Annotated in this window: 15 protein-coding genes; 6 read left to right on the forward strand and 9 right to left on the reverse strand. The window is 69.8% G+C overall.

Annotation, left to right across the window (positions count from 1 at the left end; translation table 11 throughout):
- Positions 1-43: 43 nt before the first annotated feature.
- Positions 44-3,184: a tetratricopeptide repeat protein gene (locus tag ACIBO2_RS13690; RefSeq protein WP_397297152.1), complete on the reverse strand. Its 3,141-nt coding sequence runs from the start codon at positions 3,182-3,184 to the stop codon at positions 44-46.
- A 249-nt stretch (positions 3,185-3,433) separates the two neighbouring features.
- On the opposite strand from ACIBO2_RS13690, the gene ACIBO2_RS13695 reads away from it, so the two are divergent.
- Together ACIBO2_RS13695 and ACIBO2_RS13700 are read left to right on the forward strand one after the other, a co-directional pair.
- The gene (locus ACIBO2_RS13695) at positions 3,434-4,618 is read left to right on the forward strand and encodes a hypothetical protein (protein WP_397297154.1); all 1,185 of its coding nucleotides are present in this window, start codon (positions 3,434-3,436) and stop codon (positions 4,616-4,618) included.
- Positions 4,619-4,628: 10 nt separating this feature from the next.
- Positions 4,629-5,567 carry a carbohydrate kinase family protein gene (locus ACIBO2_RS13700; protein ID WP_397297156.1) on the forward strand — a complete coding sequence of 313 codons (939 nt, stop codon included), beginning with the start codon at positions 4,629-4,631 and terminating at the stop codon, positions 5,565-5,567.
- A gap of 113 nt (positions 5,568-5,680) precedes the next feature.
- On the opposite strand, the gene ACIBO2_RS13705 is transcribed toward ACIBO2_RS13700, so the two are convergent.
- Together ACIBO2_RS13705 and ACIBO2_RS13710 are read right to left on the reverse strand one after the other, a co-directional pair.
- Complete coding sequence (locus tag ACIBO2_RS13705) at positions 5,681-6,850, reverse strand: alanine--tRNA ligase-related protein (RefSeq protein ID WP_397297158.1); 1,170 nt, start codon at positions 6,848-6,850, stop codon at positions 5,681-5,683.
- 299 nt (positions 6,851-7,149) lie between these two features.
- On the reverse strand, positions 7,150-7,878 hold the full coding sequence (locus tag ACIBO2_RS13710; protein WP_397297160.1) for a helix-turn-helix domain-containing protein: 729 nt from the start codon (positions 7,876-7,878) through the stop codon (positions 7,150-7,152).
- Between the two features lie 220 nt (positions 7,879-8,098).
- On the opposite strand from ACIBO2_RS13710, the gene ACIBO2_RS13715 reads away from it, so the two are divergent.
- Positions 8,099-9,772, forward strand: a complete 1,674-nt coding sequence (locus ACIBO2_RS13715) for a CocE/NonD family hydrolase (protein WP_397297162.1) — start codon at positions 8,099-8,101, stop codon at positions 9,770-9,772.
- Between the two features lie 70 nt (positions 9,773-9,842).
- On the opposite strand, the gene ACIBO2_RS13720 is transcribed toward ACIBO2_RS13715, so the two are convergent.
- Complete coding sequence (locus tag ACIBO2_RS13720) at positions 9,843-10,031, reverse strand: helix-turn-helix domain-containing protein (protein ID WP_397297164.1); 189 nt, start codon at positions 10,029-10,031, stop codon at positions 9,843-9,845.
- Positions 10,032-10,318: 287 nt separating this feature from the next.
- Between ACIBO2_RS13720 and ACIBO2_RS13725 the strand changes: the two genes are divergently transcribed.
- Positions 10,319-11,254 carry an ERCC4 domain-containing protein gene (locus ACIBO2_RS13725; protein WP_397297166.1) on the forward strand — a complete coding sequence of 312 codons (936 nt, stop codon included), beginning with the start codon at positions 10,319-10,321 and terminating at the stop codon, positions 11,252-11,254.
- Positions 11,255-11,555: 301 nt separating this feature from the next.
- Here the strand turns inward: ACIBO2_RS13725 and ACIBO2_RS13730 are convergent, their stop codons facing one another.
- Positions 11,556-11,996 carry an ATP-binding protein gene (locus ACIBO2_RS13730; protein ID WP_397297168.1) on the reverse strand — a complete coding sequence of 147 codons (441 nt, stop codon included), beginning with the start codon at positions 11,994-11,996 and terminating at the stop codon, positions 11,556-11,558.
- A 282-nt stretch (positions 11,997-12,278) separates the two neighbouring features.
- On the opposite strand from ACIBO2_RS13730, the gene ACIBO2_RS13735 reads away from it, so the two are divergent.
- Positions 12,279-13,121, forward strand: a complete 843-nt coding sequence (locus ACIBO2_RS13735; RefSeq protein ID WP_397297170.1) for a helix-turn-helix domain-containing protein — start codon at positions 12,279-12,281, stop codon at positions 13,119-13,121.
- Positions 13,118-13,549: a DUF397 domain-containing protein gene (locus tag ACIBO2_RS13740; RefSeq protein WP_397297172.1), complete on the forward strand. Its 432-nt coding sequence runs from the start codon at positions 13,118-13,120 to the stop codon at positions 13,547-13,549. The genes ACIBO2_RS13735 and ACIBO2_RS13740 overlap by 4 nt, the downstream gene beginning before the upstream one ends.
- 573 nt (positions 13,550-14,122) lie before the next feature.
- Here ACIBO2_RS13740 and ACIBO2_RS13745 read toward each other — a convergent pair.
- From ACIBO2_RS13745 to ACIBO2_RS13760, 4 genes are read right to left on the reverse strand one after another with little or no spacing between them, the layout of a single operon-like run.
- A complete protein-coding gene (locus ACIBO2_RS13745) occupies positions 14,123-15,463 on the reverse strand; it encodes a TIGR02679 family protein (RefSeq protein ID WP_397297174.1) in 1,341 nt (446 codons plus the stop codon).
- Complete coding sequence (locus ACIBO2_RS13750; protein WP_397297176.1) at positions 15,460-19,647, reverse strand: TIGR02680 family protein; 4,188 nt, start codon at positions 19,645-19,647, stop codon at positions 15,460-15,462. The genes ACIBO2_RS13745 and ACIBO2_RS13750 overlap by 4 nt, the downstream gene beginning before the upstream one ends.
- Positions 19,647-20,789: a TIGR02678 family protein gene (locus tag ACIBO2_RS13755; protein ID WP_397297178.1), complete on the reverse strand. Its 1,143-nt coding sequence runs from the start codon at positions 20,787-20,789 to the stop codon at positions 19,647-19,649. The genes ACIBO2_RS13750 and ACIBO2_RS13755 overlap by 1 nt, the downstream gene beginning before the upstream one ends.
- Positions 20,786-22,306 carry a TIGR02677 family protein gene (locus tag ACIBO2_RS13760; RefSeq protein WP_397297180.1) on the reverse strand — a complete coding sequence of 507 codons (1,521 nt, stop codon included), beginning with the start codon at positions 22,304-22,306 and terminating at the stop codon, positions 20,786-20,788. Before ACIBO2_RS13760 ends, ACIBO2_RS13755 begins: the two co-directional genes overlap by 4 nt.
- Between the last annotated feature and the right edge of the window lie 18 nt (positions 22,307-22,324).

Below are 22,324 nucleotides of genomic sequence, written 5' to 3' on the forward strand. Positions count from 1 at the left end.
ATATCCTTTTAGATAGGGCAATAAGGAGATTTGGCGCCAGCTTTTATCCCGCTACATCGTGACCGTTGAGGCGATCCTGCAGAATCCTAGCCTCCGGAGCGCCCAACCGCTCAAATATCCCCAAAGCTTCCCGCCACGCACCTTCAGCCGCGCTCCTCCCCTGAATCTGCAGAAGACTCTCACCGAGACGCTGAAGAGAACCCGCCACCAGGGAGGGATCCGCCACATCCCTCGACAAAGAGAGCGCACGCTCATAAGTCCCCCGAGCAAGGACAAACTGCCCACTAGCCTGCTGAGTGTCACCAATCCTCTGGAGCGCACGCGCGGTTTCGTACAAATCCCCTATATCACCCGAAAGGGCAAGCGCTTTCTGGAAATGGATCAGCGCCTCAGCGGTCAGCCCCGCCTCCAGGTACATCGACCCGATATTGCTCAAAGCGTCGGCCTCGTTCCGGCGATCACCGGTCTCGCGATAAGTTGACAAAGCCTCACGATAGAAATGCAAGGCCTCGTCGCGACGCCCTTCACGGGCCATGACGCCGGCCACGTTGTTCAAGGCCACGGCCTCGTTCTGCCGCCACCCCGTCTCGCGCATGACAGCGAGCGAGTCCCGGAAGAGTCCGAGCGCCTCCCGATGATCACCACGGTTGAGGTGCAATTCCCCGAGATTGTTCAACAACATCGCCTTGGTAGCGACGTCCCCCATCTCCTCCACGATCTCCAACGAGCTCTCGAAGACGGCCACTGCCTCCTCCGTACGCCCCAGGTACGACAGCGCGATCCCCGAATGCAGCAACGCGTTCCCTTCCCCATACCGGTCCCCCACGGCACGGAACAGCCCGAGCGCCTCCTCCGCGTAAGCCAATGCCTCACGGTTGCGCCCGGACAGCCAGTGCACGAGGGCGAGGTGGTCCAGGGCGTCGGCCTCGCCGCGCCGGTCGCCGAAGGCGCGGAAAGCACTGAGACCGTTGAGGGCGTGTTCGAAAGCGACGGCGTAGTGGCCCGTACGGCTGCGTACCAGGCTGAGTTCGAGCTCCGCGCGAGCCTCCCCCTCGCGGTCGCCCATCTCCTGGCATGCCTGGCGGGCGAGCTCGTGGACACGGGCGGCGTCCTCCCAGAGCGCCGATCGTTCGAAGTACGTCGCGACGGCCTGCGAGAGCTGGGCCGCATGCGCCGGAAAGCCCCGCGCGGCGGAGTGACGTACACACATGAGCAGATTGACCCGCTCGGCGCGCAGCCACTCGGCGGCGGCACGCGGGTCGCTCACGGACGGCGGATCCACGGGCGGATGGGTGACGTCCACGGCGGCGCGGCGCCTGTGCGGGTACAGGACGCGATCGGCCTGGTCGGCGGTGTACAGGTAGAGGTCGAGCAGCCGGTGGACGGCTCGCCGCAGCTCCTCGACGGGTTCCTCCTCGGCCGCGCGCTCCGCCGCATAGGCGCGCAGCAGGTCGTGAAAGCGGACCCGGCCGGAATCCGGCTCCTCCACGAGATGGCGGTCGATCAGCTCCTCCAGGACGCGCTCCGCCCGCTCGAGGCCGCAGCCGATCAGCGCGGCCGCCACGACCGCGGTGAGGTCGGCGCCGATGTGCAGGCCCAGGCGACGGAAGGCGTGCCGCCGCTCCGGGGACAGTTCCCGGTACGACAGCTCGAACGCGGTGACGAGGTCGCTGTCTCCCGCGTGCATCTCGGCCAGCCGGTCCTTGGAGCGAGACAGCTTGGCCACCAGGTCTCCGACCCCGCGGGCCGGCCGATGGCGGAGTTTGTTGGCCATGATCGTGACCGCGAGCGGAAGGTAGCCGCACAGACGGACCAGCTGGTTGACGTCACCCGCGTCGAGCTGCCGGTCCTGGCCGACGATCCGGCGGAAGAGCAGCGCCGCCTCCGGTGGCGCCAGAGCGTCCAGCGGGAGCGGTCGCGCGCCTTCGAGGCCGGCGAGCCGATGCCGGCTCGTGACCAGTACGAGGCAGCCGGGCGCCCCGGGAAGGAATGGCCGCACCTGGTCGGCGCCGGCCGCGTCGTCCAGCACGATCAGCATCCTGCGGTTGGCGACCCACGCCCGCCACAGCGCGGCCCGCGGCTCCAGCGCCCCAGGAATGCGCTTGGGATCCTCCCCCAGAAGCCGGAGCAGGGTGTCGAGACCTTCGGCGGGATCGAGCGGCGGCTGGTGGGGATCGTGCGCGCGGAGATGGAGGTACCACCGCCCATCCGGGTAGCGGTCCGCCAGTCTGTGCGCCGCGTGGATGGCGAGGGCCGTCTTGCCGATCCCGGCCATGCCGTCGATGGCCTCGATCACGACCGCCGACGGGGAACGATCCAACACGGCGTACAGCTGGTTCAGCTCCGTCTCTCGCCCGGTGAAGTCCGCGATGTCGCGGGGCAGGTTGTCGGCGAGTGGCCCGCCGGGAGTGCGGTGGCGGGCGGGCGGCACGGCCAGATCCGGATCGCCGCGGAGCATGCGGTCGTGCGTGCCGCGCAAGGAGGGCCCGGGATCGGCTCCGAGGTCGTCGGAGAGGCGGTGGCTGGCCCGGTGGTACGCCTTCAGCGCGTCACCCTGGCGCCCGCAGCGATACAGGGCCACCATCAGCTGCTCGACGAACGACTCGTCATACGGATATTGATCGACCAGCCCGTACAACTCCCCGACCAGTTCAGCGTGCCGGCCCGCGTCGAGCTCCATCGCCAGGCGGGTGCCGATCGCCGCGCGGTGCTCGCTCTCCAGGCTCGTACGGAACTGCGTCGCCCATTCCCCGGACAGGCCGGAAAGCGGATCGCCCCGCCACAGATTCTCCGCTTCGCGGAGTAGGCGCAGCGCGTCCTCCGGGTTGCCGCTGGCCGCGATAGCGCGCGCCTGCACGTTCAGCCGCCGAAAACGATACAGGTCGATCTGCTCGGGATCGACTTCCAGAAGGTAAGCCCCGGAACGGGAAATCAGCCGTGCCCCGCTATCCCCGAACCGGCGATTCAGGCGTCCGCGCAGCCGGGCGATATAGCTGTGGACGCTCTCGCGCGCCTTTGCCGGCGGCGCGTCACCCCAAACCCGGTTGATCATGGTTTCGATGGACACGGGCTGCCCAGGCGACAGGAGCAGGATGGCCAGGATGTACCGTTCCTTGGCCGACCCGAGCTCACACGCCTCCCCGTCGGACCACAACTCCACGGAGCCGAGTATTCGGAACTCCACGAGTGTCCTTTCACCGCTAAAGACCCACGTGCCGCCAGTTTCCCGCGTATTCGCTTAATGGTCCATACGCACCTTTGATCTGACTCTTCAACTTCACGATTGTTGCAAGGTTTTGTCCAGGAATGCGGTGGACCCTTGGATAGAGCCGTTGAAACGGGGATTACGGCCGGGCGAATACGGCGGCGCGAAACCGCGTCGTACGCGAAATGGGGGGTCGAAAGCCCGATGTCCTGTTCAGAGGGGTACCACGTGCCGGTCGGGCCGGATGCGGCGCGCTGGGTGACGCGCCGCGGCCTGCGGACCGTACTCGTGATCGTCCACACGGTCACGTCCGGGCAGATTCTGCTGGACGTCGTCCGTCTGCTCGCCGCTGATCTGCGGGTCCAGGTGGTCTTCACCAGGGCCCCGGATGTCTTCGGCAACGGGGTGAGCGAGTTGCTCGGGCGCATCGGCGGCGTGGTGATGCCGTGGCGGCTGGCCATCCGCCAGCGCTTCGACCTCGCCGTCTCCGCCGCCTATGGGGGGATCGAGGACGTTCACGCGCCGCTCGTCGTCATCCCGCACGGCGCGGGCTATCAGAAGAGAGTCAGCCGCCGGCTGGGCGGTGGCGCCGTCGCGGCCCGCGGCGTGTACGGGCTCAGCGCTCAGGAACTGGTCCGGGACGGCATGGTGGTCCCGTCGGCGATCGTGCTCGCCCACGACGCGGAGCGCGGGCGGCTGGCGCGGAGCTGCCCGGAGGCCGTCGCGGTCGCCGAGGTCGTCGGCGACGCCTCCCATGACCGGCTGGTAGCCAGCGCCGGAGAGCGACGTGCCTACCGCCAGGCTCTCGGCGTCCAGGACGACCGCGAGCTCGTGGTGGTGACCTCGACCTGGGGAACACGATCCCTTTTCGGGCGGCGTGCGGAGTTGTTCCGGCGGATGCTGGCCGAGCTGCCCCGCGACCGCTACCGCGTGGCCGCGCTCTTCCATCCGAACGTCTGGTTCGGCCACGGCGTCTGGCAGCTGAGAGCCTGGCTGGCCGACTGCCTGCGTGACGGGCTCGCCCTGATACCGCCCGAGGCGGACTGGCGTGGCGCGCTGGTCGCCGCCGATCACGTGGTGGGCGACCACGGCTCCGTCGCGGTGTACGGCGCGGTCTGCGGTGCCCCGGTCCTGCTGGTGGGCGACGCGGAGGACGATGTGGACCCGGAGTCCGCCGGTGGGCTGCTGGCTTCGGCGGCGCCCCGGCTACAGCCCCATGGACCGCTGGCGGCCCAGCTGCGCGCTGCCGCCGCCGGCCACTGGCAGGGACGGCACGACACTGTCGTGGCCCGGCTCACCTCGGCTCCCGGCTGCTTCGACCGGAACATGCGGCGCCTGATGTATCGGCTGATGCGCCTGAGGCAGCCACTCACCATTCCACGGACCGATCCGGTCCCCCCGCCCCATCTTTGAAGGAGGAGCAATGGGCAGCAAGATAGTCGTGGCCGGTGTCAGCAGCCTCTACATGGCCATGCCGGTCGCGGAGTTCCCGCTCCCGTACACCTCGCTGCGGTTTCCCGACTGGATGCGGGCCGAGGTGTCCGGGGCCGCGTGCCACATCGCCGACACCCTGCGCACCCTGGGCGACGAGGCCCGCCTGTGCACCTTCGTCGGCGAGGACGTCGCGGGTGAGGCGATCAACGCGTCGTTACGCACCCGAGGGCTGCTCGGGCCTGGGGTGGTGACGGTACCGCGCTCGTCGCTCGGCGTGGTGCTCGTGGCTCCGGACGGACGGCGCTCCGGGCATCCGTACGTCGCCGCGGTCAACACCGTCGAATATCCCGTCGAGGTGTTCCGCCGGCTGGTCCGCGGCGTCGATCTCGCGGTGCTCACCAACACCGCGTTCGTTCGGCCGCTACTTGGGGAGGCGCGTACGCGGAGCGTGCCGATCGCGGTCGACGTCCATCTGATCACCGATGTGGACGACGCGTACAACCGGCCCTGGCTGGAGGTCGCCGACATCGTCTTCTGCAGCCACGAACGACTGGCCGGCCCGCCGGAACAGTGGGTGGCGAGCGTCTTCGAACGCTATCCCGGGTGCGCGATCGCCGCGGTCGGCCTCGGCGGGCGCGGCTGCCTCATGGGACTGCGCGACGGCACCCTGATCGAGGCCGAGGCCGTCGCGCCGCGCGGCGTGGTGAGCACCTCTGGGGCGGGAGACGCGCTGTTCGCGTCGTTTCTCCAGGGCTGGCTCGCCACCCGGAACCCCATCACGGCTCTGAAGGACGCCGTGCTGTACGCGGGCTGGAAGGTGGGTGACACGTTTCCCTCCGCAGCCTCGCTAACGGAGGCGGAGCTGGCCCGGCTGCGGGAGAATCACCCGATCACCATGTCTCTCGGTCGTTGGGACACTGTCGCGTAGGGGAGGGCGTACCGGAGCCGCCATCGCCGGGGCCCTGTTCGGCGGGCTCCGGTTGCCGGGCCTGCGCCCGATCCACACACGCGACGGCCGCGACGTATACGGTCCAGATGTTCCTACTGCGGCGTGAGCAAGCCGACAACGAGGTCGCGGGGCAGGCCATGGGTCTGGTGCAGGTAGTCGTAGTCCTCCTCACTCAGCTTCCCGACGAAACCCTCTCGAGTCAGCACCTGCCGCCCTCGCCTGAGAAGCGTGGAGAATCGTCTCTCCTCATCGACCAACACCTCACGCACATGGCCGACCTCGCACGATTGCCGGAAATGCTCCAGCGTGTGCTCTATGAGCTCACGAGGAAGGTCAGACAAGAGGCGGGAGGAGTCATCGCGCCACAGAGTGGTGAGCACACGTCGGGTGAGCCGGCGCAGCACGTAGCCGCGCCCGGTGGTGGACGGCCGGACCCCGTCGCCGATGATCACGATGCCGGAACGCAGGTGGTCCACGATGACACGTAGCGACGGCCCGTCCGTGCTCCACAAAGGGGGGATGGTCGTCATCCACGGCTGGAACACATCGGTCTCGAAGACCGACGGCTTGTCCTGCAAGATCGTGAGGAGCCGTTCCAGCCCCATCCCTGTGTCGATCCCGGATCGCGGCAGGGGTTCCAGGCTGCCGTCCTCATGGCGGCGGTAGCGCATCCGCACGTGATTCCACACCTCCACCCACCGCTGGTCGCTGGTCGGGGTTCCCTGCGGCGGGCCCTCCCCGGTCCACACGAAGATCTCCGAGTCGGGACCGCACGGACCGGTCGGCCCGTTGGACCACCAGTTGTCCTCACCGGTCAGCTCCACGGGCACGCCCAACCCGCCCCATGTTCGCAGCGACTCGGTGTCGGGCCCGACCTGCTCGTCGCCACCGAAGACCGTGACGTACAGCCGTTCGGAGCGGATGCCGAAACCGTCGCGCAGCAGGTCGTAACCCCATCGAAGGCTCTGCTGGTGGTCGTAGTCACCCAGCGACCAGGAGCCCAGCATCTCGAACACCGTCAGGTGGGTCCTATCACCGACCTCACCCAGGTCGGTGGTGCGCAGGCAGCGTTGCAGGTTGACCAGGCGCCGCCCGAGCGGGTGCGGGCGGCCCTCAAGGTACGGGGTGAGCGGGTGCATGCCGGAGGTGGTGAACAGCACCGGATCTCCGGAAGGCGGCAGGAGCGAGCTTCCGGTGACGCGTTGATGGCCCCGCTCCCGGAAGAAGTCAAGGAAGGTGCTGACGGTCTGGTCGACGTTCATGGCAATGGGCCCTTCGTGGTCATGAGGGACCGGAAAGGGCCACGAGCACAGGCTGCGAACAAGAGGTCAGACGACGCACTGGCGGCCGTTCCCGGTCGCCGGCGAGGAAGAAGGAGGTCAGGCAGCGGCAACCGACGAGCTGGTAGCTCGTGCGGCTGCGGCGAGAGTGCGCTTGGAGACCTCCATGGGCCGGATGGTATCGAAACGGCCGGGTGAGTATCACCTGGATTTCCAGCGGGCAAGGGCGACGGACAGCGCCGTCTTGCTGAACCCCGCTTACGCGGAGATCGGACTCGTGCTCACCGGCTTCCAGGCCGAGTAGCCGACAGGGCGCGCCACCGGTTCTCGGCCGCCTTGGCCATGTCGCCGCCAAGAAGCTGGAAGTACCGGCTCGTCATGTCGAGCCGGGCACCGGCGGGGGTGGCGGCGCCGAGGACGCCGACTCCCTCCTGGGCGGTGCCAGCCCACAGCTGGATGGACCGCGCGCTCGCCGACCACGTCCGATACCAGATGTCGTCGTGGACGATGTAGCGCTCGCGCCGCCGCCGGCCTTCGCGTTCGCGCCTGACCAGGCCGAGGCGTTCGAGGTAGCCGACGGCCTTGGAGATCGACGCCGGGCTGACACGCAGCCGCTGGATGAGTTCAGCCGCCGTCAGGCCGCCGGTGTCGCTGGTGAACAGGTGGACGAGCACCGCGGCCATCATCGGCGGGAGCCCGGTCTGGACCATCATCGCCATGAACCGGTCCTCGAAGGCGCGTACCGCCTCCGGGTCGCGACCGTAAGGGGTCTCGGCGGCGATCGGCTCGGCCGGACGCGGGGCCGGCTTGCTGCGGCGGGCGCGTCGCGCGGTCGCGGCCTGTGCCGCGGCGGCCCGGTAGGCGTGGGGGCCGCCGTTGCGGCCCACCTCGCGGGTGATGGTCGAGGTGGGTCGCGCGAGGCGCCGGGCGATGTCGGAGTAGCCGAGTCCCTCGGCCAGACCTGCCGCGATGCGCTGACGATCCGCGTAGGTCAGTCGGCCTCCCGGCATCCGTTCTCGCCTCCCGTCGGTCGACCGTCGCCTCAACAGTATGCGTTCACGAACAGCTCATTGCAACGGATCGCGATTCTGGTGCATTCACCCTCAGAGTCATTGCACTAATTTATGCGGTTTTACATGGGAATATCAGCGTATAACTTCTCCATGTAGTTGAAGAAAAAGAAAACACAATATAGCGTTCGCCTGCGTTGAAATATCAAGGAGAATGCCGATGCCACTGCTGACGAGGCTGGCCTCGCGGCTGCTCGATCTTCCCCCCGCCGTCGCTCACGAGCTCGAATTCCAGGTCGATCTTCGCGTCCCCATGCCGGACGGGATTGTGCTGCTCGCCAACCGGATCGCCCCGCGAGGCGGGGAGAATCTGCCGATCGTGGTCATCCGGTCGCCGTACACCCCGCGCGGGAAGAAGCCCGACATGACCTCCCGGCTGATCGCCGAGCGCGGCTATCAGGTGATCATGCAGAACTGCCGGGGCACCTTCGGGTCAGGCGGGCAGTACCGGCCGTTCCGCGACGAACGCGAGGACGGACTGGCCACACTCGACTGGCTTGCCGATCAGCCGTGGTTCAGTGGCAAGGCGACGATGTTCGGCCTGAGCTACCACGGGTACGTGCAGCTCGCCGCCGGGCCGGGCGCGCCGGGGTTCGTGGGGGCGCTGGTGCCGCAGATGGCGGCATCTCGCGTGTACGAGGTGCAGCACGGGCTGGCCCTGTGCCTCCAGGGCGTGCTCACCTGGATTTACCAGCAGTACGTCGGCCACCTCGAGGAGTCGTTCCTCGGCAAGATGCGGGTGGCGGCCCGCCGTACGGGAGTGTTGCGCAAGGGGTACGCCCACCTACCGGTCAGCGAGGCGGATCGGGTGATCACCGGGCGAACCGTTCCTCACTTCCAGGAGATCCTGCGGAACGACAGCCCCCGAGACGAGTTCTGGGCCGCGATGGACCACGCGAAGCGGGTGCCGGACATCCAGGCGCCCGTGCACCTGGTGGGCGGCTGGTACGACTTCTTCCTGGCCGACCAGCTCGCCGACTACCAGGCGCTGCGCGAGGCGGGCAGGAATCCGCACCTCACCATCGGGCCGTGGCCGCACGCCTCGCTGGGCGGCCTCAAGGCCGGGTTCCAAGAGAGCCTCACCTGGTACGACGCGCATCTACGGGGCAACCCCGACGCGCTGCGGCCCTCCCCGGTGCGGGTGTGCGTGATGGGCATTGACGAGTGGACCGACCTACCCTCCTGGCCGCCACCGGCCGTGCCGAACCGCTGGTATCTGCGACCGGGCGGCGTGCTCTCACCCAAACCGGCCGACGCCGCCGAGGCGCCCTCGCGTTACCGCTACGATCCGGCCGACCCCACGCCCAGCCTCGGCGGGGCGGTGGTGCTCGGCGGTGGCCCCAAGAACAACCACAAGATCGAGACGCGGAAGGACGTCCTCATCTTCACCAGCGCACCGATGACGCGCGGAACCACCGTCATGGGCACGGTGTCGGCCGAGCTGTACACACGTTCGTCCCTGAAGCACACGGACTTCTTCGCCCGCCTGTGCGACGTGGCGCCCAACGGGAAGTCGATCAACATCTGCGACGGCATCGTCCGGCTCACCCCGGGATCGCCGGTGGACCAGGACGGCATCCACCGCATCACGGTGTCCCTGTCCCCCACCGCCTACTGCTTCCGCGCCGGTCACCGAATCCGGCTTCAGGTGTCCAGCGGGGCCCATCCCATGCACAACCGCAACCTGGGAACGGGCGAACCGATCGCGACCGCGACCGCGATCCGGGTGGCCGACCAGGAGGTGCTCCACGACGACAACCACCCCTCGGCCGTCGTCCTTCCCCTCCTGTTCGTGCCGGTTGCTGGCGTGCGGAAAACCACCGAGCACCTGTAGAGCGCTGCCAGCTCTCGCCGGCGTCCCCGTCAGTGACGAAGCCCGGTCCTCCACGAACCAGGCACTCACATCAGGCAACCTTCCACGTACGATCACCGAGAATGGCAACCAGATCAACCGTTCCGCCAAGCGCCGCAGCATAAGCACGAACGACTTCGATCCCCGATACTTCACCGCTTTCGATCCGGGAGACCCTGCCCTGACTCACCCCGAGCGCCTCGGCGAGTTCGGCCTGTGTGACCCCCACGGCCTTGCGCATTTCGCTCAACTGATAGCCACGCCGATATGCCTCGCAACAAGCCCGCGCCGCCAACTGGCCCGCCTCACGCTCGGCATCGCTACGCGGGTCGAGTGCGCGAGCCTTCGCAGCCCCCTGCCCGATGACGAACCCGGCGGCGCGACGACCTGGTCGAGGAGAGTCACCAACTCGCTGATCATCGTGCCGAGGCGACCCGGCAGCTCGTGGAGGAATAGTGTCGGGTCCCTATGTCGCTACGGGCGTGCCAAATCCAGAGGACCGGCAGCGTCGTCAAGCACACTGGTCAGGTGCGTGATCTCGTCATCGTCCGCAATCCCGACCCGGACTCCCGCTTGCCATACCTCATTCGACTACCGCTGGGCGACGACGGGCTGATCCTGCGGGCGGGCGGTACCTGGCCGCGGGAAAAGGCGATCTACTGTTACCCGGCCGCGGCCAACGAATGGCCGGACGAGCCTGAGGTGGTCGAACAGATTCCGGTCCGGTCCTGTGTACGGCGAGGCGCGGCCATCGACCTAGTGCTCGACCGAGCCAGGGAGAACCGCTCGCAGATCGTGTTCACCAGGGCGCGCGGCCGGGACGCGATCTTCTGGCAGACCGCCCGCGTCCGCAAGCAGGCCCGGCCGAACGTGACCACCCCGACCGCCCACGCCTCCGGCATCACCGCGCTGCCGATCGTGGTCGACAGCGGCGAGCGGTACGGCTACCGCTTCCCCCGTCAACAGGTCGAGATCGTCAAACGGCGACTGGCATGCGGGGACTACGCGGTCGAGGTCGCCGGAACACTACACGCCGCCGTCGAGCGCAAGAGCCTGGCCGATCTGGTCTCCAGTCTGCTCAACACCCGCCTGAAGTACCAGCTCACCGAGCTGGCCACGCTGCCGCACGCGACCGTCGTCATCGAAGACCGCTACTCCCAGGTATTCAAGCTCGAACACGTCCGCCCCGCCGTGGTCGCCGACGGCATCGCCGAACTCCAGGTGGCCTTCCCCACGGTACCCATCGTGTTCTGCGAGACCCGGCAGCTGGCCGAGGAGTGGACCTATCGGTTCCTGGCGGCCGCCTATGCCGCCGCCGACCACCCGGCACAGGAGGAGCCTGCCGTACCGGAACCGACCAGCGCCGAGGTCCGGGCCTGGGCACGCGGTCAGGGAATGGACGTGACCGAGCGCGGGCGGCTCCGGCCCGATTTCCGGCAGGCCTACCGACGCCCCCACCCGTAACCGGAGCCACTGATCGTGAGCTCGATCGCTGGGACCTGCCGATAGATCGCTGAGCAGGCCAGACAGGACGTCAACCGATGTGATCTTGCCGTCTGGCGCGAGAACGTTCACGGCGTTCTGGATGCTGCTGGCTGCGGTACGCCGGTACTGCTATTCAGATCCTCCGAGGCTTCCCGTCGCGGAGCTGGGCCAAGTCGGCGGGTGACAAGAGCCCATATCTTCCGAGTGCTCGAGTCCCGGCTTGTTGTGGCTGGGACTCGAGCACTCGCGACCGGGCCGGGCAAAGCCGTCATGGGGACCCTCATCGAGGCAGCGCGAACCAGATCGCCTTGCCGATGCAAGGACGCCCGCCCTGAGCGGGCAGTTGCCGTACGCCGCAGTCCCCTTGCGCCAGAGCGACGACGGTAAGCAGACCACGGCCTCGCTCCAAAGCTTCGATCTCCAAGCAGTCGATGCCGGCCAGCGTCAACTCGGGGATCAGCCGAGGGGGCAAGACCAATGGTCGACAGTCGCCGTCGATGAACTCCACCACCGTGCGGCGACGGGTGTGGTAGATCCGCAGTTCGTACGGCGGATGGGCGTGCTTCTCTGCATTGGCTGCCACCTCGCCGACCATCAGCAGGGCATCTTCGATGCGCTTCGGACCGATGGGCAGAGTGGTCAGCGCGGACAGCAGCAGGCCCCGGGCCTGTCGTGCGAGGGGAGCATCCGCCGTCAGCGGCCACAAGAGGAGCGCCGGCAAGTCGGGTACGGACGGTGGGCTTGAGGACGTCGTCGTTGACGGGCTCATCGCTGAAGGCCTTCCTCGGTTCGGAGGGCGAAGGAAAGGCGTGCGAAACGCTACCCTTCCAGGGGCAGAATGTGATGACACAACTACACAGAGCGACCATGCGGCTTCATCATCGGCGAGACTTCCTGACTTCGCAACAGGTCTTCTCTGAGAAATCTCAAACTCGCAAAAGATCGGCCTTGCGCAATCCACACGGAATCGATGCCATGCCGGACATAACAAAGGGGGAGGCAGATGCGGTACAGCCTGTCGGTCCGCGGACGCAGACTGCTGCGCGAGCTGCGCGCCATCCGCGAATCACGCGGCCTGTCGCCAGAGCAGGTGGCCAAGCAACTCGCCTGGTCCCGCTCGAAGATATACCGCGTCGAAAATGGAGAGAGCCGCCTGATCGTCGAAGACCTGGAACTACTCCTTGACATCTACGGCGTACCCTCACCCCAGGCCAAGGCACTCGGCAAACTGTGCCGGGAAGCGTGGAAGCGTGGCTGGTGGCTGGCGTACAGCGACATGTACAAGGGCGGCTCGTACTTCGTCCTCGAAGATGACGCCTCAGCGATCACCTTCGTAGCCAACAACATCCCCGGGCTACTGCAGACGCCCAACTATGCCCACGCGTTGATCGCAGCCACGTTGGCGGAAGGTTCCCAGGAGGAGATCCAGCGGCGAGCCGAGGCACGGATCGCCCGTCAGCAACTGCTAATCCGTGATCCCCCACCTGAGGTCACTGTGATCCTGGACGAGGCCATCCTGCGGAGGCACGTCGGTGGGACGGAGGTCACCCGCAACCAACTTGACCACCTGATCGAGCTCTCCGGGCATCAAGCGATCACGATCTATCTGATCCCTTTCGGCGCAGGTGGTCATACCGGGCTGGACGGCGAGTTCACTATCCTCGACTTTCCCGACAAAGAGGATCCCCCCGTCGCCCATCAAGAGGGATTGTTCGGGGATATCTTCGTGGAAGCACCAGGCGATGTCGCCCGCTATCGCACAGCTGCCGATGCCGCTCGCCGGACGGCCCTGGAACCCGATGACTCCGTGACCCTGATCAAGGACCTGAGGAAGGCGATGCGATGACTGACGAGCAGGGCTGGATCACCAGTAGCCGCACGGGTAGTGGCCAGCAGTGCGTCCAAATGAAGCCAAGCGGCACAGGGGTCGCCTTACGTGACTCGAAAGACCCCTCCGGTCCCCAACTGCGGGCAGGTACAGATGCCTGGCGGTCCTTCCTCGCCGGAGCGAAGAACGGCTACTTCGAGTTGTCCGCTCCCCCGCCCGCAGCCACGGGTCGGACGACGAAGCCGACACCCGAGGATCTCAATCTGATCAGCGCCGAATGGCTGCACACCCCTGATCGGCTGGACTCCCTTCTGTCAATCGCCTTCGTCGGCAGCCACGTCGTCATGCGTCTCTCTCCCACCGCCGAGACGCTCGTCTTCACACTCGCGGAGTGGCAGGCATGGTTAGACGGCGCCAAAGACGGCGAATTCGATCACCTGGCATAACCCGTACAGCGTTGGCGACAGATCGCTGAGCAAGGCGAGCTCCCTCTCCACCCGCACCGCGCTGTGTGCCGTGACCTCGGTCAGAGCGGGATCCTACGGCGGCAGCCACGAACGGCTGGCTCGCCACCCGGAACCCCGTCACGGCGCTCAAGGAAGCCGTGCTCCACGCGGGCTGGAAGGTGGGTGACACCTTTCCCAGTACGGCCTCGCTGACGAGGAGGAGTTGGCCCGGCTGTGCCAACGCCATCCCGTAACCACGTACCTCGATCGCTGGGACAACACCAGGTAATCGTGCATTCCCCGAAAGCTGGAGGCGTCGCCTGACATCACCGCTGCCCAATCTTGGTTCGGGCCTGGCACGGCTGCGCCGGTGGGCCAAACGCAACCCCCTGCCCGATGACGAGCCCGGCGGCGTCGACGACCTGGTCGAGGAGAGCCGGCAACTCGCTGATCACCGTGCCGAGGCGACCCGGCAGCTCATGGAGGAATAGTGCCGGGTCCTTGTCCAGGGACGCCTCGCCCAATATCTCGGCCGCCTGGACTGAGCCCACTACAGGTCCGTCACCTCGTACCTCAATTGCTGGGACCTGACGACAGATCGCTGAGCAGGACGGGTAGGACGAGCTCCTCCTCCACCCGGACCGCGCGGCGCGCCATCGCCTCGGCCAGGGCGGGGTCCCACGGCGTCGGACAGGGCCGTCCGGCCAGCACTGCCTGGGAGGCCACCGTCTGGGAGTGCGCTGCCTGGGAGGCCGCCGCCTCGTAGGCGGCGGTGTCGAAGCGCCAAGGCTCGAAGCCGTACCGGTCGTGGACGGCAGCGGCGATGGCGACGCCGCCCCAGTCGAAGTCGCCGTGGTACGCGAACCGCCCGCCACCCTCCGACAGCAGGTCGAGCAGCCGCCAGACGGCCGCCGACGGCCGGCCGCCGCCGCAGACCAGCGGCGGGCAGGACGGTCCCAGTTCGTCGGCGGCGGCCGCCACCACGACGGGGTTCTCGCAGATCCGCACCAGCCCGGCACCGGTCGCGAACGGCGACTGCGATGGCGACGGCGACGGCGACGCCGCCCCAGAGGACAGGGGCCCGTCGTGGCGGCGGAGCTGGCGCAACGTCAGCACGCAGGGCTCCCCTGCGGCTCGGGCCGCCGCCAGGATGCGCCCGGTCGGCGTCCGATCGTCTCCCGGCAGGCCGAGGCAGAGCACCAGCGAGGACAGGTCGTCGAGGTGAACGCCCACGGCCGCCCACGCGGCGCGGCGGGCGTCCGCGCCACCTTCCCCGGGGTACGCCCGGCCGGTGAGCGCCTTGGCCGCCGACAGCGCCAGTGTCCCCAGCGGCCTCCCCTCGTCGAGGGCGTGCGCGTCACCGGCGGTCTGCGCGGCCAGGCGGCCGATGGGCAGGCCGGGCGACGGCAGCCGCGCCACCACCTGGGCCAGCTGGTCGAGCAGGTGCCGTGCCTGGACCGGGTCCGGGGCGAGCCGCCTGACCAGGCCGGTGGACTCCAGCCAGGCCCGCCATCCGGCCAGCTCGGGACGGGCGGCCGTCGCGGCGTCGAGGTTCCCGTACGCCGCCTGCCAGGCCGACGCCGACGCCTCCCGTTCCCCGGCCAGGTCGCGCAGGGGGCCGCGGAGCCGTACCACCGCCTCATGGAGCCCTTCGGGGGCGGCGCCGCTGGCGCGCAGGACCCGGTCCACCTCCTCCAGGGAGACCGACAGGGAGGCGCCGGCGCCCGCGCGGCGGCCGAGCAGCAGTTCGGCCGCGCGGCGCTGCGCCGCGGAAGCGGTGGAGAGGGTGACCGTGCCTGTGAGGGAACGACCGCGTTCGAGGCGCTGCCGGGCGCGTTCGACGAGCCACTCGGTCTCCTCGCCGCCCAGCAGTCGCCGCAGCCGCTCCTCACCGGTCAAACCGTTGCCGGTCAAAGCAGGCTGTCCTGTACGGCGGAGGTGGCGGAGCCAGGCTCAGCTTCGATGGCATCGGCCATGGCCCGAGGCCGCTCCGCCCGTGTCCGCTCCCGCCCATCCCACCGCCATGGCGTCACCAGCACGGCATCAATACCGTCCCGTCTGGTCAACTGGCAGATCGCCAACCCCGGCACCGACGGATAACACCCCCACTCACGCTCACTGGTCATCACCACGTCCATGTCGAACGTGGCCAGCAGCCCCAAGCACTTGGCCCGTGAATCATCGTCCACTCCGGCGAAAGCCTCATCCAGCGCGACCAGCCGCGGCGTGTACGGGTTGCCCGCCGACTTGTAGTGCGCCGACGCGGCGGCGAACAGGGGCACGGAGGCGGCCAGCACCCGCTCGCCCCCCGAAGCGGGCCCGGTGGCCGGCCGCCACTGCCCGTCCTGGAGCCGCTGGATCGCGAACTCGTGCCAGGTCCGATAGTCCAGCGCCTTGGTCAGCGCCTCGGTCCAGCCCGCCGCCGGGTTGTCGGCGTGCTCGCGGGCGATCCGCTCCTGCAGGAACGCCCCGACCGCCGCCCGGTCGTCCAGCGACCAGGCGTCCACGATCTGCCGGAGTTTGTCGCGTACCCGGTCGAGCCCTTCCGGGGCGTTCCTGGCCTGCTTCCACAGCAGGCGCAGGCGCATTCCGGTGGACGTGGGGCGGGCGGCCAGTTCGGCGTTCATCTCGCGCACCTCGGCCTCGGCCGCGGTGATCAGCTCCTGGAGGGTGCCGGCGACCTCGTTGAGCAGGTGGTTCTCCAGGATCTCGCGCTCCTTGGCCGACAGCAGGCGGGCGCGGTGCTCGCTCTCCTCGCCCAGGGCCGCCACCAGGCCGGGTACTTCCCGGGTACGGCCCTGGAAGTGCACGTCCACGACCATGACGCCTTCGCGCAGGGTCAGCCCGACCGAGTGGCCGTGCCTGGCCATGGCGTCGGAGAGCAGCTTGTGCTCCTCGGCGACCTTCTTCTGCACCCGGTCCCAGGGACCCTCGCCATCATCGACGCTCTCAAGCGACGCGTTGACGGTCCTGGCCAGGAGTACGGCAGGGGTGGCCGCCCATTCCGCGGCCGGATCGGGGAGGTCGAGCTCGGGCAGCGCGACCCGCATCAGCCCGGTCGCGGCGAACGCGCGGAACTCGCGTACCTCGTCGTCGCGCGTGTCAGCCGCCTCCTTGATCTGGCGGCGCAGGCTCGCGCTGGTGGCCTCGGCCCGACCCCGCTCCGTCAGCGCCTGCTGCTGGTCGGTTCGGGCCTGCTGCTCCTGTTTCGCCCGTTCGCGCAGCTGGAGCCGTACCTCTTCGAGGCGGCGGAACAGCTCTTCGACGGCGGCGCCGGCCGTCGCGGTCAGCTCCCGGTAGGTCTCGGCGGCGGCCTGCTCCTGCTCGCGCGCCTCGGCCGCCACCACGGCCGCCTCCGTCAGCGATTCGCGGGCCTGCGCGAGGTCGTCGGTGGCCTCCCGCGCGGCCTCCTCGGCCGTCCGCGCCGCCCGCACGGCGGGCCAGAGCTCGGCCAGCGCCAGCCGGTACGCGGCCAGGCCCGCCTTGACCTCGGCCAGCTCCGCGGCGGCGAGGGGCAGGCCGACGTCGCCCGCGAACTCCGCCGCCCGTTCCCGCGCGACGCCCAGCTCGCCCTGCCGGTCCTGCGCCAGCCGCTCGGCCACGCCGTGCTCGGTCGCCAGCTGGCCGCGCCGCTCGTGCTCGGCCGCCAGCTTGACGTGCGCCTCGCGGACGGCCGCGTCCGGCGGCAACGCCCGCTGCTCGGCGGCCAGATCATCCTGGCGTACGGCCAGCGCGGCCAGTTCGTCGCCCAACGTGGTGATCTGTCCGTCGACCTCGGCGAGTTCGGCCCGGAGCGCGGTCAGCCTGGCCCGCCGGGCCGCTTCCCGCGCGCCTTCGCCGATGTAGTCGGCGCTGACCTTGTGCCAGGACCCGGCCAGCACCCCGTTGCCCCACCGCCCGTCGACCGCGACCCACGTCGCCGCGCCCGGCCCCAGCCCGATCGCCGCCAATACGGTATGCACGGCGGCGTCTGGCAGCGCGGCGGCCACGGGGTCGGCTCGATCCACGGCGGGACGCAGCACGACGGCGCAGGACGGACCGGACACCGGCGCCCCCGCCACGATGGTCGTGTCGTCCTCGGCCAGGAGGGTTCCGGCGGGGGTCAGCCAGGCGTCGAGGATGCCCGCCGCTTCCAGCGCGGCCTCCAGCCCGGCCCGGTGTTCGGCGGGCACCGCGTCGGCGAAGTCCACGGCCCGCCACAGGGGCGCACCAGGACGGCCGTCGCGGGCGGCACCGCGGGTGTGCGGCACGGGCGGGGCGTCGTGACCGCCCGCCTCCAGCCTGACGATCTCCTCCCCCAGCTCCCGGGCCCGCCGGCGCGCCGCGACCAGCGCCGCGTCCAGCTCGGCGCCGCGACGGCCGAGTGCGGCGGTGGCGGCGCGGACGGCGTCGTTGACGGCGGCCTCGGCCGGATTGGCGCCATCCGCGGTGTTCGCCCAGCCGGCCAGCGCGGCGAGCACGCCGTCAGGGTCTGTCAGCCGCAGCTCGGCCAGTCCGGCCAGGTAGAGCGTGTACGCCTGGACCAGCTCGGTGATCCTGGTGGCCGTGGCCTCTTCCGCGGCGGCGATGCGGACGGCCGACGCCTGGAGCTCGCCCGTCAGCCGGTCCACCTCCGTGCGGGCCGCGGCCAGCCGGGCCTCGGCCTGAGCGACGGCGTGGAGCAGCCGTTCGAGCTCGGCCACGGCGTGTTCCTGCCGGGTGGCGAGCGCCTCGGCGGCCGACCGGTCCAGTGGCTCGCCGGGCAACCCGGCTCCGCGTGGCATGCCAGGCAACCCGGCTCCGCGTGGCACGCCAGGCAACCCGGCTCCGCGTGGCATGCCAGGCAACTCGGCTTCGCGTGGATCGCCGGGCGACCTGGTTTCGTGTGGATCGCCGGGCAGTCTGGCCTGGCGGGCCGCCCGCGCCGTCCGCTCCTGGGCGGCCGTCAGCCCGGCCGCCGCCTGGTCGGCCTTGAGCCGGCTCGTGTCCGCCCGCCCCAGCATCTTGTCGACCTGCCCCGTCAGGCGATCACGATCGCGGTCGGCGCGGCCCACGTGCTCGGCCAGCCGGCGGGCCTCCTCGCCGGCCTGCTTGAGCCGCTCGGCGGAGCGCATCTCCGGGCTCTCCTGGAGGGCGTTGCGGCGGGCCTCCAGCTGGTTCTGGCGGGTGGCCAGGTCCGAGAGCAGGTCGTCGAGCTCCTCCAGCCTGGTCTCCGCCGCGCTCTGCCGGGTCTCCGCCTCGCCCAGGTCGCGGCCCAGGTGCTCGTACCGGCTGTGTGCCAGGCGGGGGCCCGCCGCCTTGCGCTTGGCGGCGATGGTGGCGTACCGGCGGTAATGGGTGAGGAACGCGGACGCGGCGGCGCGCGCCTCCTCCAGACCGCGCAGGGCGTCGCGCTCCTCGTCGAGGCCCCGGAAGGCCTCGGCGACGGTGGCGATGAGGGCGGGGCTGAGTGGCGGCAGCGCCTCGGTGAGGGCCCTGGACAGCAGCCTCTCGTCCGGCTTCTTGGACAGCTGGGGCTGGCGCAGCTGGATGAGCAGGTTGACCAGCGCCTCGTAGCGGTATTCGCCGAGGCCGAACATCGCCTCGTCCACCGCCCGCCGGTAGTCGGCGGCCCGGTCGTACACCATGCCGTGGCCCTCGACCGCCTCGCGCAGCTTCTCCCTGGTCAGCACCACTCCGGTGGCGGACAGCAGGTGCAGGTCGAGGCCGGGCCGCTGGGGCGTGACGAAGAACCAGTGCCGGACGATGCCACGGTCCTTGACCGCTTTGAGCCCGCAGCCGATCGTACGGAACTCGCGGGTGCCGTCGGCGGCGCGGCGGCCGAACTCCAGCCAGGCGTAGCCCAGCCGCTCGGCGTGCGGGTGCTTGCCGCCGAGCAGGAGGTTCCACTCCATCCGCTTCTGCCGGTCGCCATCGGGTTCGACCCGGTGCGGGGCCAATTCGCCGTCCAGCAGGAAGGGCAGGGTCAGGGCCAGCACCTTGGACTTGCCCGTGCCGTTGTTGCCGCGCAGCAGCAGCCGCCCGTCGTGGAAGTGGAACTCCTCCACGTCGTAGTAGAACAGGTCGACCAGGCCGGCGCGCAGCGGCTTCCAGCGCTCTGAGGTGGGCTCGGGGAGCATCACGGTCCTTTGACGACGGGGGCGTCGAGTGCGTAGCGGGCGATCGCCGGCAGTCCGGCGACCGTGTCGTGGCGGACTTCGGCCAGGCGCAGCGCGGTCAGCTTGCCCAGCGCCGTGGCCAGCAGGCCGTCCTCGGCGCCCGGCTCGGTCACGCCCTTGCGCCAGAAGGAGGTGTGCTCGCGGGCGGCCCGCCGGACGAAGCTCCTGAGCTCTTCCATGCTCTGCTCACCGCGCTCGGCGAGCAGCTCGGCCACGAGCAACGTGACATGGCCGTCGGTACGCTGCTCGGGCATCCGTACGTCGGTCAGCTCGTCGTCGGGGTCGGCCATCGCGATGCCCTCGGCCCGGACCTCGGCGACCAGACCGGTGGCCTCCTCGATCCGGCGGGTGATCGCGTGCCGCTGGGAGGTCAGGTAGGCGCGCTCGGCGTCGTCCAGTTCGGTGTAGTAGACGACGGGATCCTCCAGGAGCCGCCGGGTGAGACGGCGGCGCAGCGCCTGGTTGCGCAGGTCGTCGGTGTCGGCGACCGGCTCGGCCGCCAGCTTCGCGATCCGCTCGCCGAAGGACTCGGCGGTGATCGTGGACGGGCCGCGGGTGCCGGTGAGCAGGGCGGCCAGCACCGGCCTGCGTACGTCGTACAGGACGTCGCCGGTGGCCGACAGGTAGGCGTCCTCATCGCCCGCGACCTTGCGCAGGACACCCCAGTCGATGAGTGTGCGGACCACGGCCACCAGGTCGGCGCGCTCCTGGCGGCTGTCCAGGGTGAAGGCGAAGTCCAGCTCCGGCTCGGCCGCCGCGTTCAGCACCTCTTCGGCGAGTCCGCCGAGCGTGGTCTGCGCGTCGGCCCGCTCCAGCATGGCCAGGGCCAGGCAGAGCACCACGTACCGCCGCCTTCCGTACGGTTCGCCGGCCCGGCCGCGCGCCGGATGGGTGGCGTCGGAGGGGTCCGGCGCCGTCTTGAACAGCCGCGCGCTCTCGGAGTCGACGACCAGCCGCCAGCCCGTCTCACGGGTCAGCCAGTCGCGCAGCTCGCTCAGATGGCGCCGGACCAGCACCAGCTTGTCCGGATCGCGCAGCAGCGGGGCGGCCAGCAGGGCACGTAGCGCCGTACGCCGCTGGGCCAGGTCCTCCTCCGGTGTCACGGCGCCACCATCAGGTCGGTGATCTCGACGACGTGCTCCGGCCCGGTCAGGACGCCGTCGTCGGTACGGATCTCGACCTGGCCGCCGCCGGGGACCAGCGCCAGCCGTACCTCGAGAGAGCCGTCGCTCGTCACGGTCTTCACCTCGAGGTCGTCCGGGTGCCGCGCGGCCAGCGCGTCGCCCAGCAGGCCCAGGAAGAGCCGGAACGCGCGCGGGTCCAGCACGTCCAGCTCCGACAGCAGCACCGGACCGTCCGTGCGCAGCCGCGCCCGCGCCGCGGCGGTCTCAGCCGCCTCGCGCTCGGCCTGCTCCAGCAGCAACCGGCGGGCCCGCGTACGGTCGGCCACCTTGTTCGGCTTGCCCCGCCGCTCGTAGGAGCCGGTACGGCGCAGCTGCGGCGAGATCCTGATCGGCGGCGCCTGCGCCCAAGGCGTGGCGGCCGGGACGTCCTGCCATTCGTCCAGCGTGGACACGGTGACGCTCAGGTGCCGGGCCGAGGTCAGCCCGAACGCCGCCCGCCACAGCCGGTGCATCGACGCCTCGTCGGGCGCCTCGGCGAACCAGCGGGCCAGCGTACGGAAGTCGGCCGTACGGTCGGAACGGCCCGCCCGCCGTTCGTTGAGCAGCCCGACTGTGTCGATGAGCTGCTTGATCGCGGTCACCGCCGCCTGCCGCAGCAGCCGGGCCTGCGAAGGATGACCGGCGTCCTGGGAGACGAACCAGTCCGTCAGCCCGCGCCAGCGGTTCCGCCACGAGCCGAGCGCCTTCTCCTGGGCCCGATCCTGGTCCTCGCCGTCCGGCACCGCGTCGGCGGCCTCGCGCCGGGCGGCCAGCACCAGCAGCCGCTCGTGACCGCTGCCCTCCAGCTCGACGAGCAGCGCCGCGATGCGCGCCCCCGAGTTGGCCAGGTCGGCGATGAACCGGTTGATGTAGTCGATCAGCCGCTCCTTGTAGGCGACGAACCCGTCCACGTCGCCGTCGGAGAAGTCGATGGCCCGCCGCAGTGACGCCATGAACGCCTGCGCGTTGTCGGCCAGCGAGGAGAACCGCTCGGCCAGGGACAGCAACAGCAGGTGGACCCTGGCGGGATCGGGCTCGTCCTCCCCGGCGAGCAGGGCCAGCGACCGCAGTTGCTCGGCGATGTCGGCCAGCGCCACAGACTGCAGCGAGCCACGCCGGCCGATCGCCTCCTCGTAGAACGCGATGGCCTGCTCGGCGGCCTGACCGGCCGGGGTCAGCTGGAACAGCAGGCGTTTGCGGTGAAACTCCTCCACCGTGGTGACCCGGCCGGTGTCGGCGTCGGCGCGTAGATTGCCCCACTCCACGAGCTTGTCCAGCGCACCGGCCAACTGCTCGTCACTGTCGCGCCGCAGCTCGACGGCCACGTCCTCGGGCCGCAGGTGCACGATGAACCGCTCTTTGGCGCTGACGAAGGTCCGCAGCACGTCCCGGTAGAGGGCGGCGTTCGGCGCACTCAGATGGGCGAAGGGCTGGGGCTCCTGGGTCGGCGAGGACATGGGGTCAAGTGTCCCTCA

Source organism: Nonomuraea sp. NPDC050022, from assembly GCF_044460705.1.
Classification (GTDB): Bacteria; Actinomycetota; Actinomycetes; order Streptosporangiales; family Streptosporangiaceae; genus Nonomuraea.

Bases quoted from the DNA above. Each gene is read 5' to 3' on its own strand.
- ACIBO2_RS13760 (WP_397297180.1), bottom strand. From the start codon at position 22,306: ATGTCCTCGCCGACCCAGGAGCCCCAGCCCTTCGCCCATCTGAGTGCG.
- ACIBO2_RS13720 (WP_397297164.1), bottom strand. From the start codon at position 10,031: ATGCGCAAGGCCGTGGGGGTCACACAGGCCGAACTCGCCGAGGCGCTC.
- ACIBO2_RS13715 (WP_397297162.1), top strand. From the start codon at position 8,099: ATGCCACTGCTGACGAGGCTGGCCTCGCGGCTGCTCGATCTTCCCCCC.
- ACIBO2_RS13740 (WP_397297172.1), top strand. From the start codon at position 13,118: ATGACTGACGAGCAGGGCTGGATCACCAGTAGCCGCACGGGTAGTGGC.
- ACIBO2_RS13700 (WP_397297156.1), top strand. From the start codon at position 4,629: ATGGGCAGCAAGATAGTCGTGGCCGGTGTCAGCAGCCTCTACATGGCC.
- ACIBO2_RS13705 (WP_397297158.1), bottom strand. From the start codon at position 6,850: ATGAACGTCGACCAGACCGTCAGCACCTTCCTTGACTTCTTCCGGGAG.
- ACIBO2_RS13710 (WP_397297160.1), bottom strand. From the start codon at position 7,878: ATGCCGGGAGGCCGACTGACCTACGCGGATCGTCAGCGCATCGCGGCA.
- ACIBO2_RS13735 (WP_397297170.1), top strand. From the start codon at position 12,279: ATGCGGTACAGCCTGTCGGTCCGCGGACGCAGACTGCTGCGCGAGCTG.
- ACIBO2_RS13750 (WP_397297176.1), bottom strand. From the start codon at position 19,647: ATGCTCCCCGAGCCCACCTCAGAGCGCTGGAAGCCGCTGCGCGCCGGC.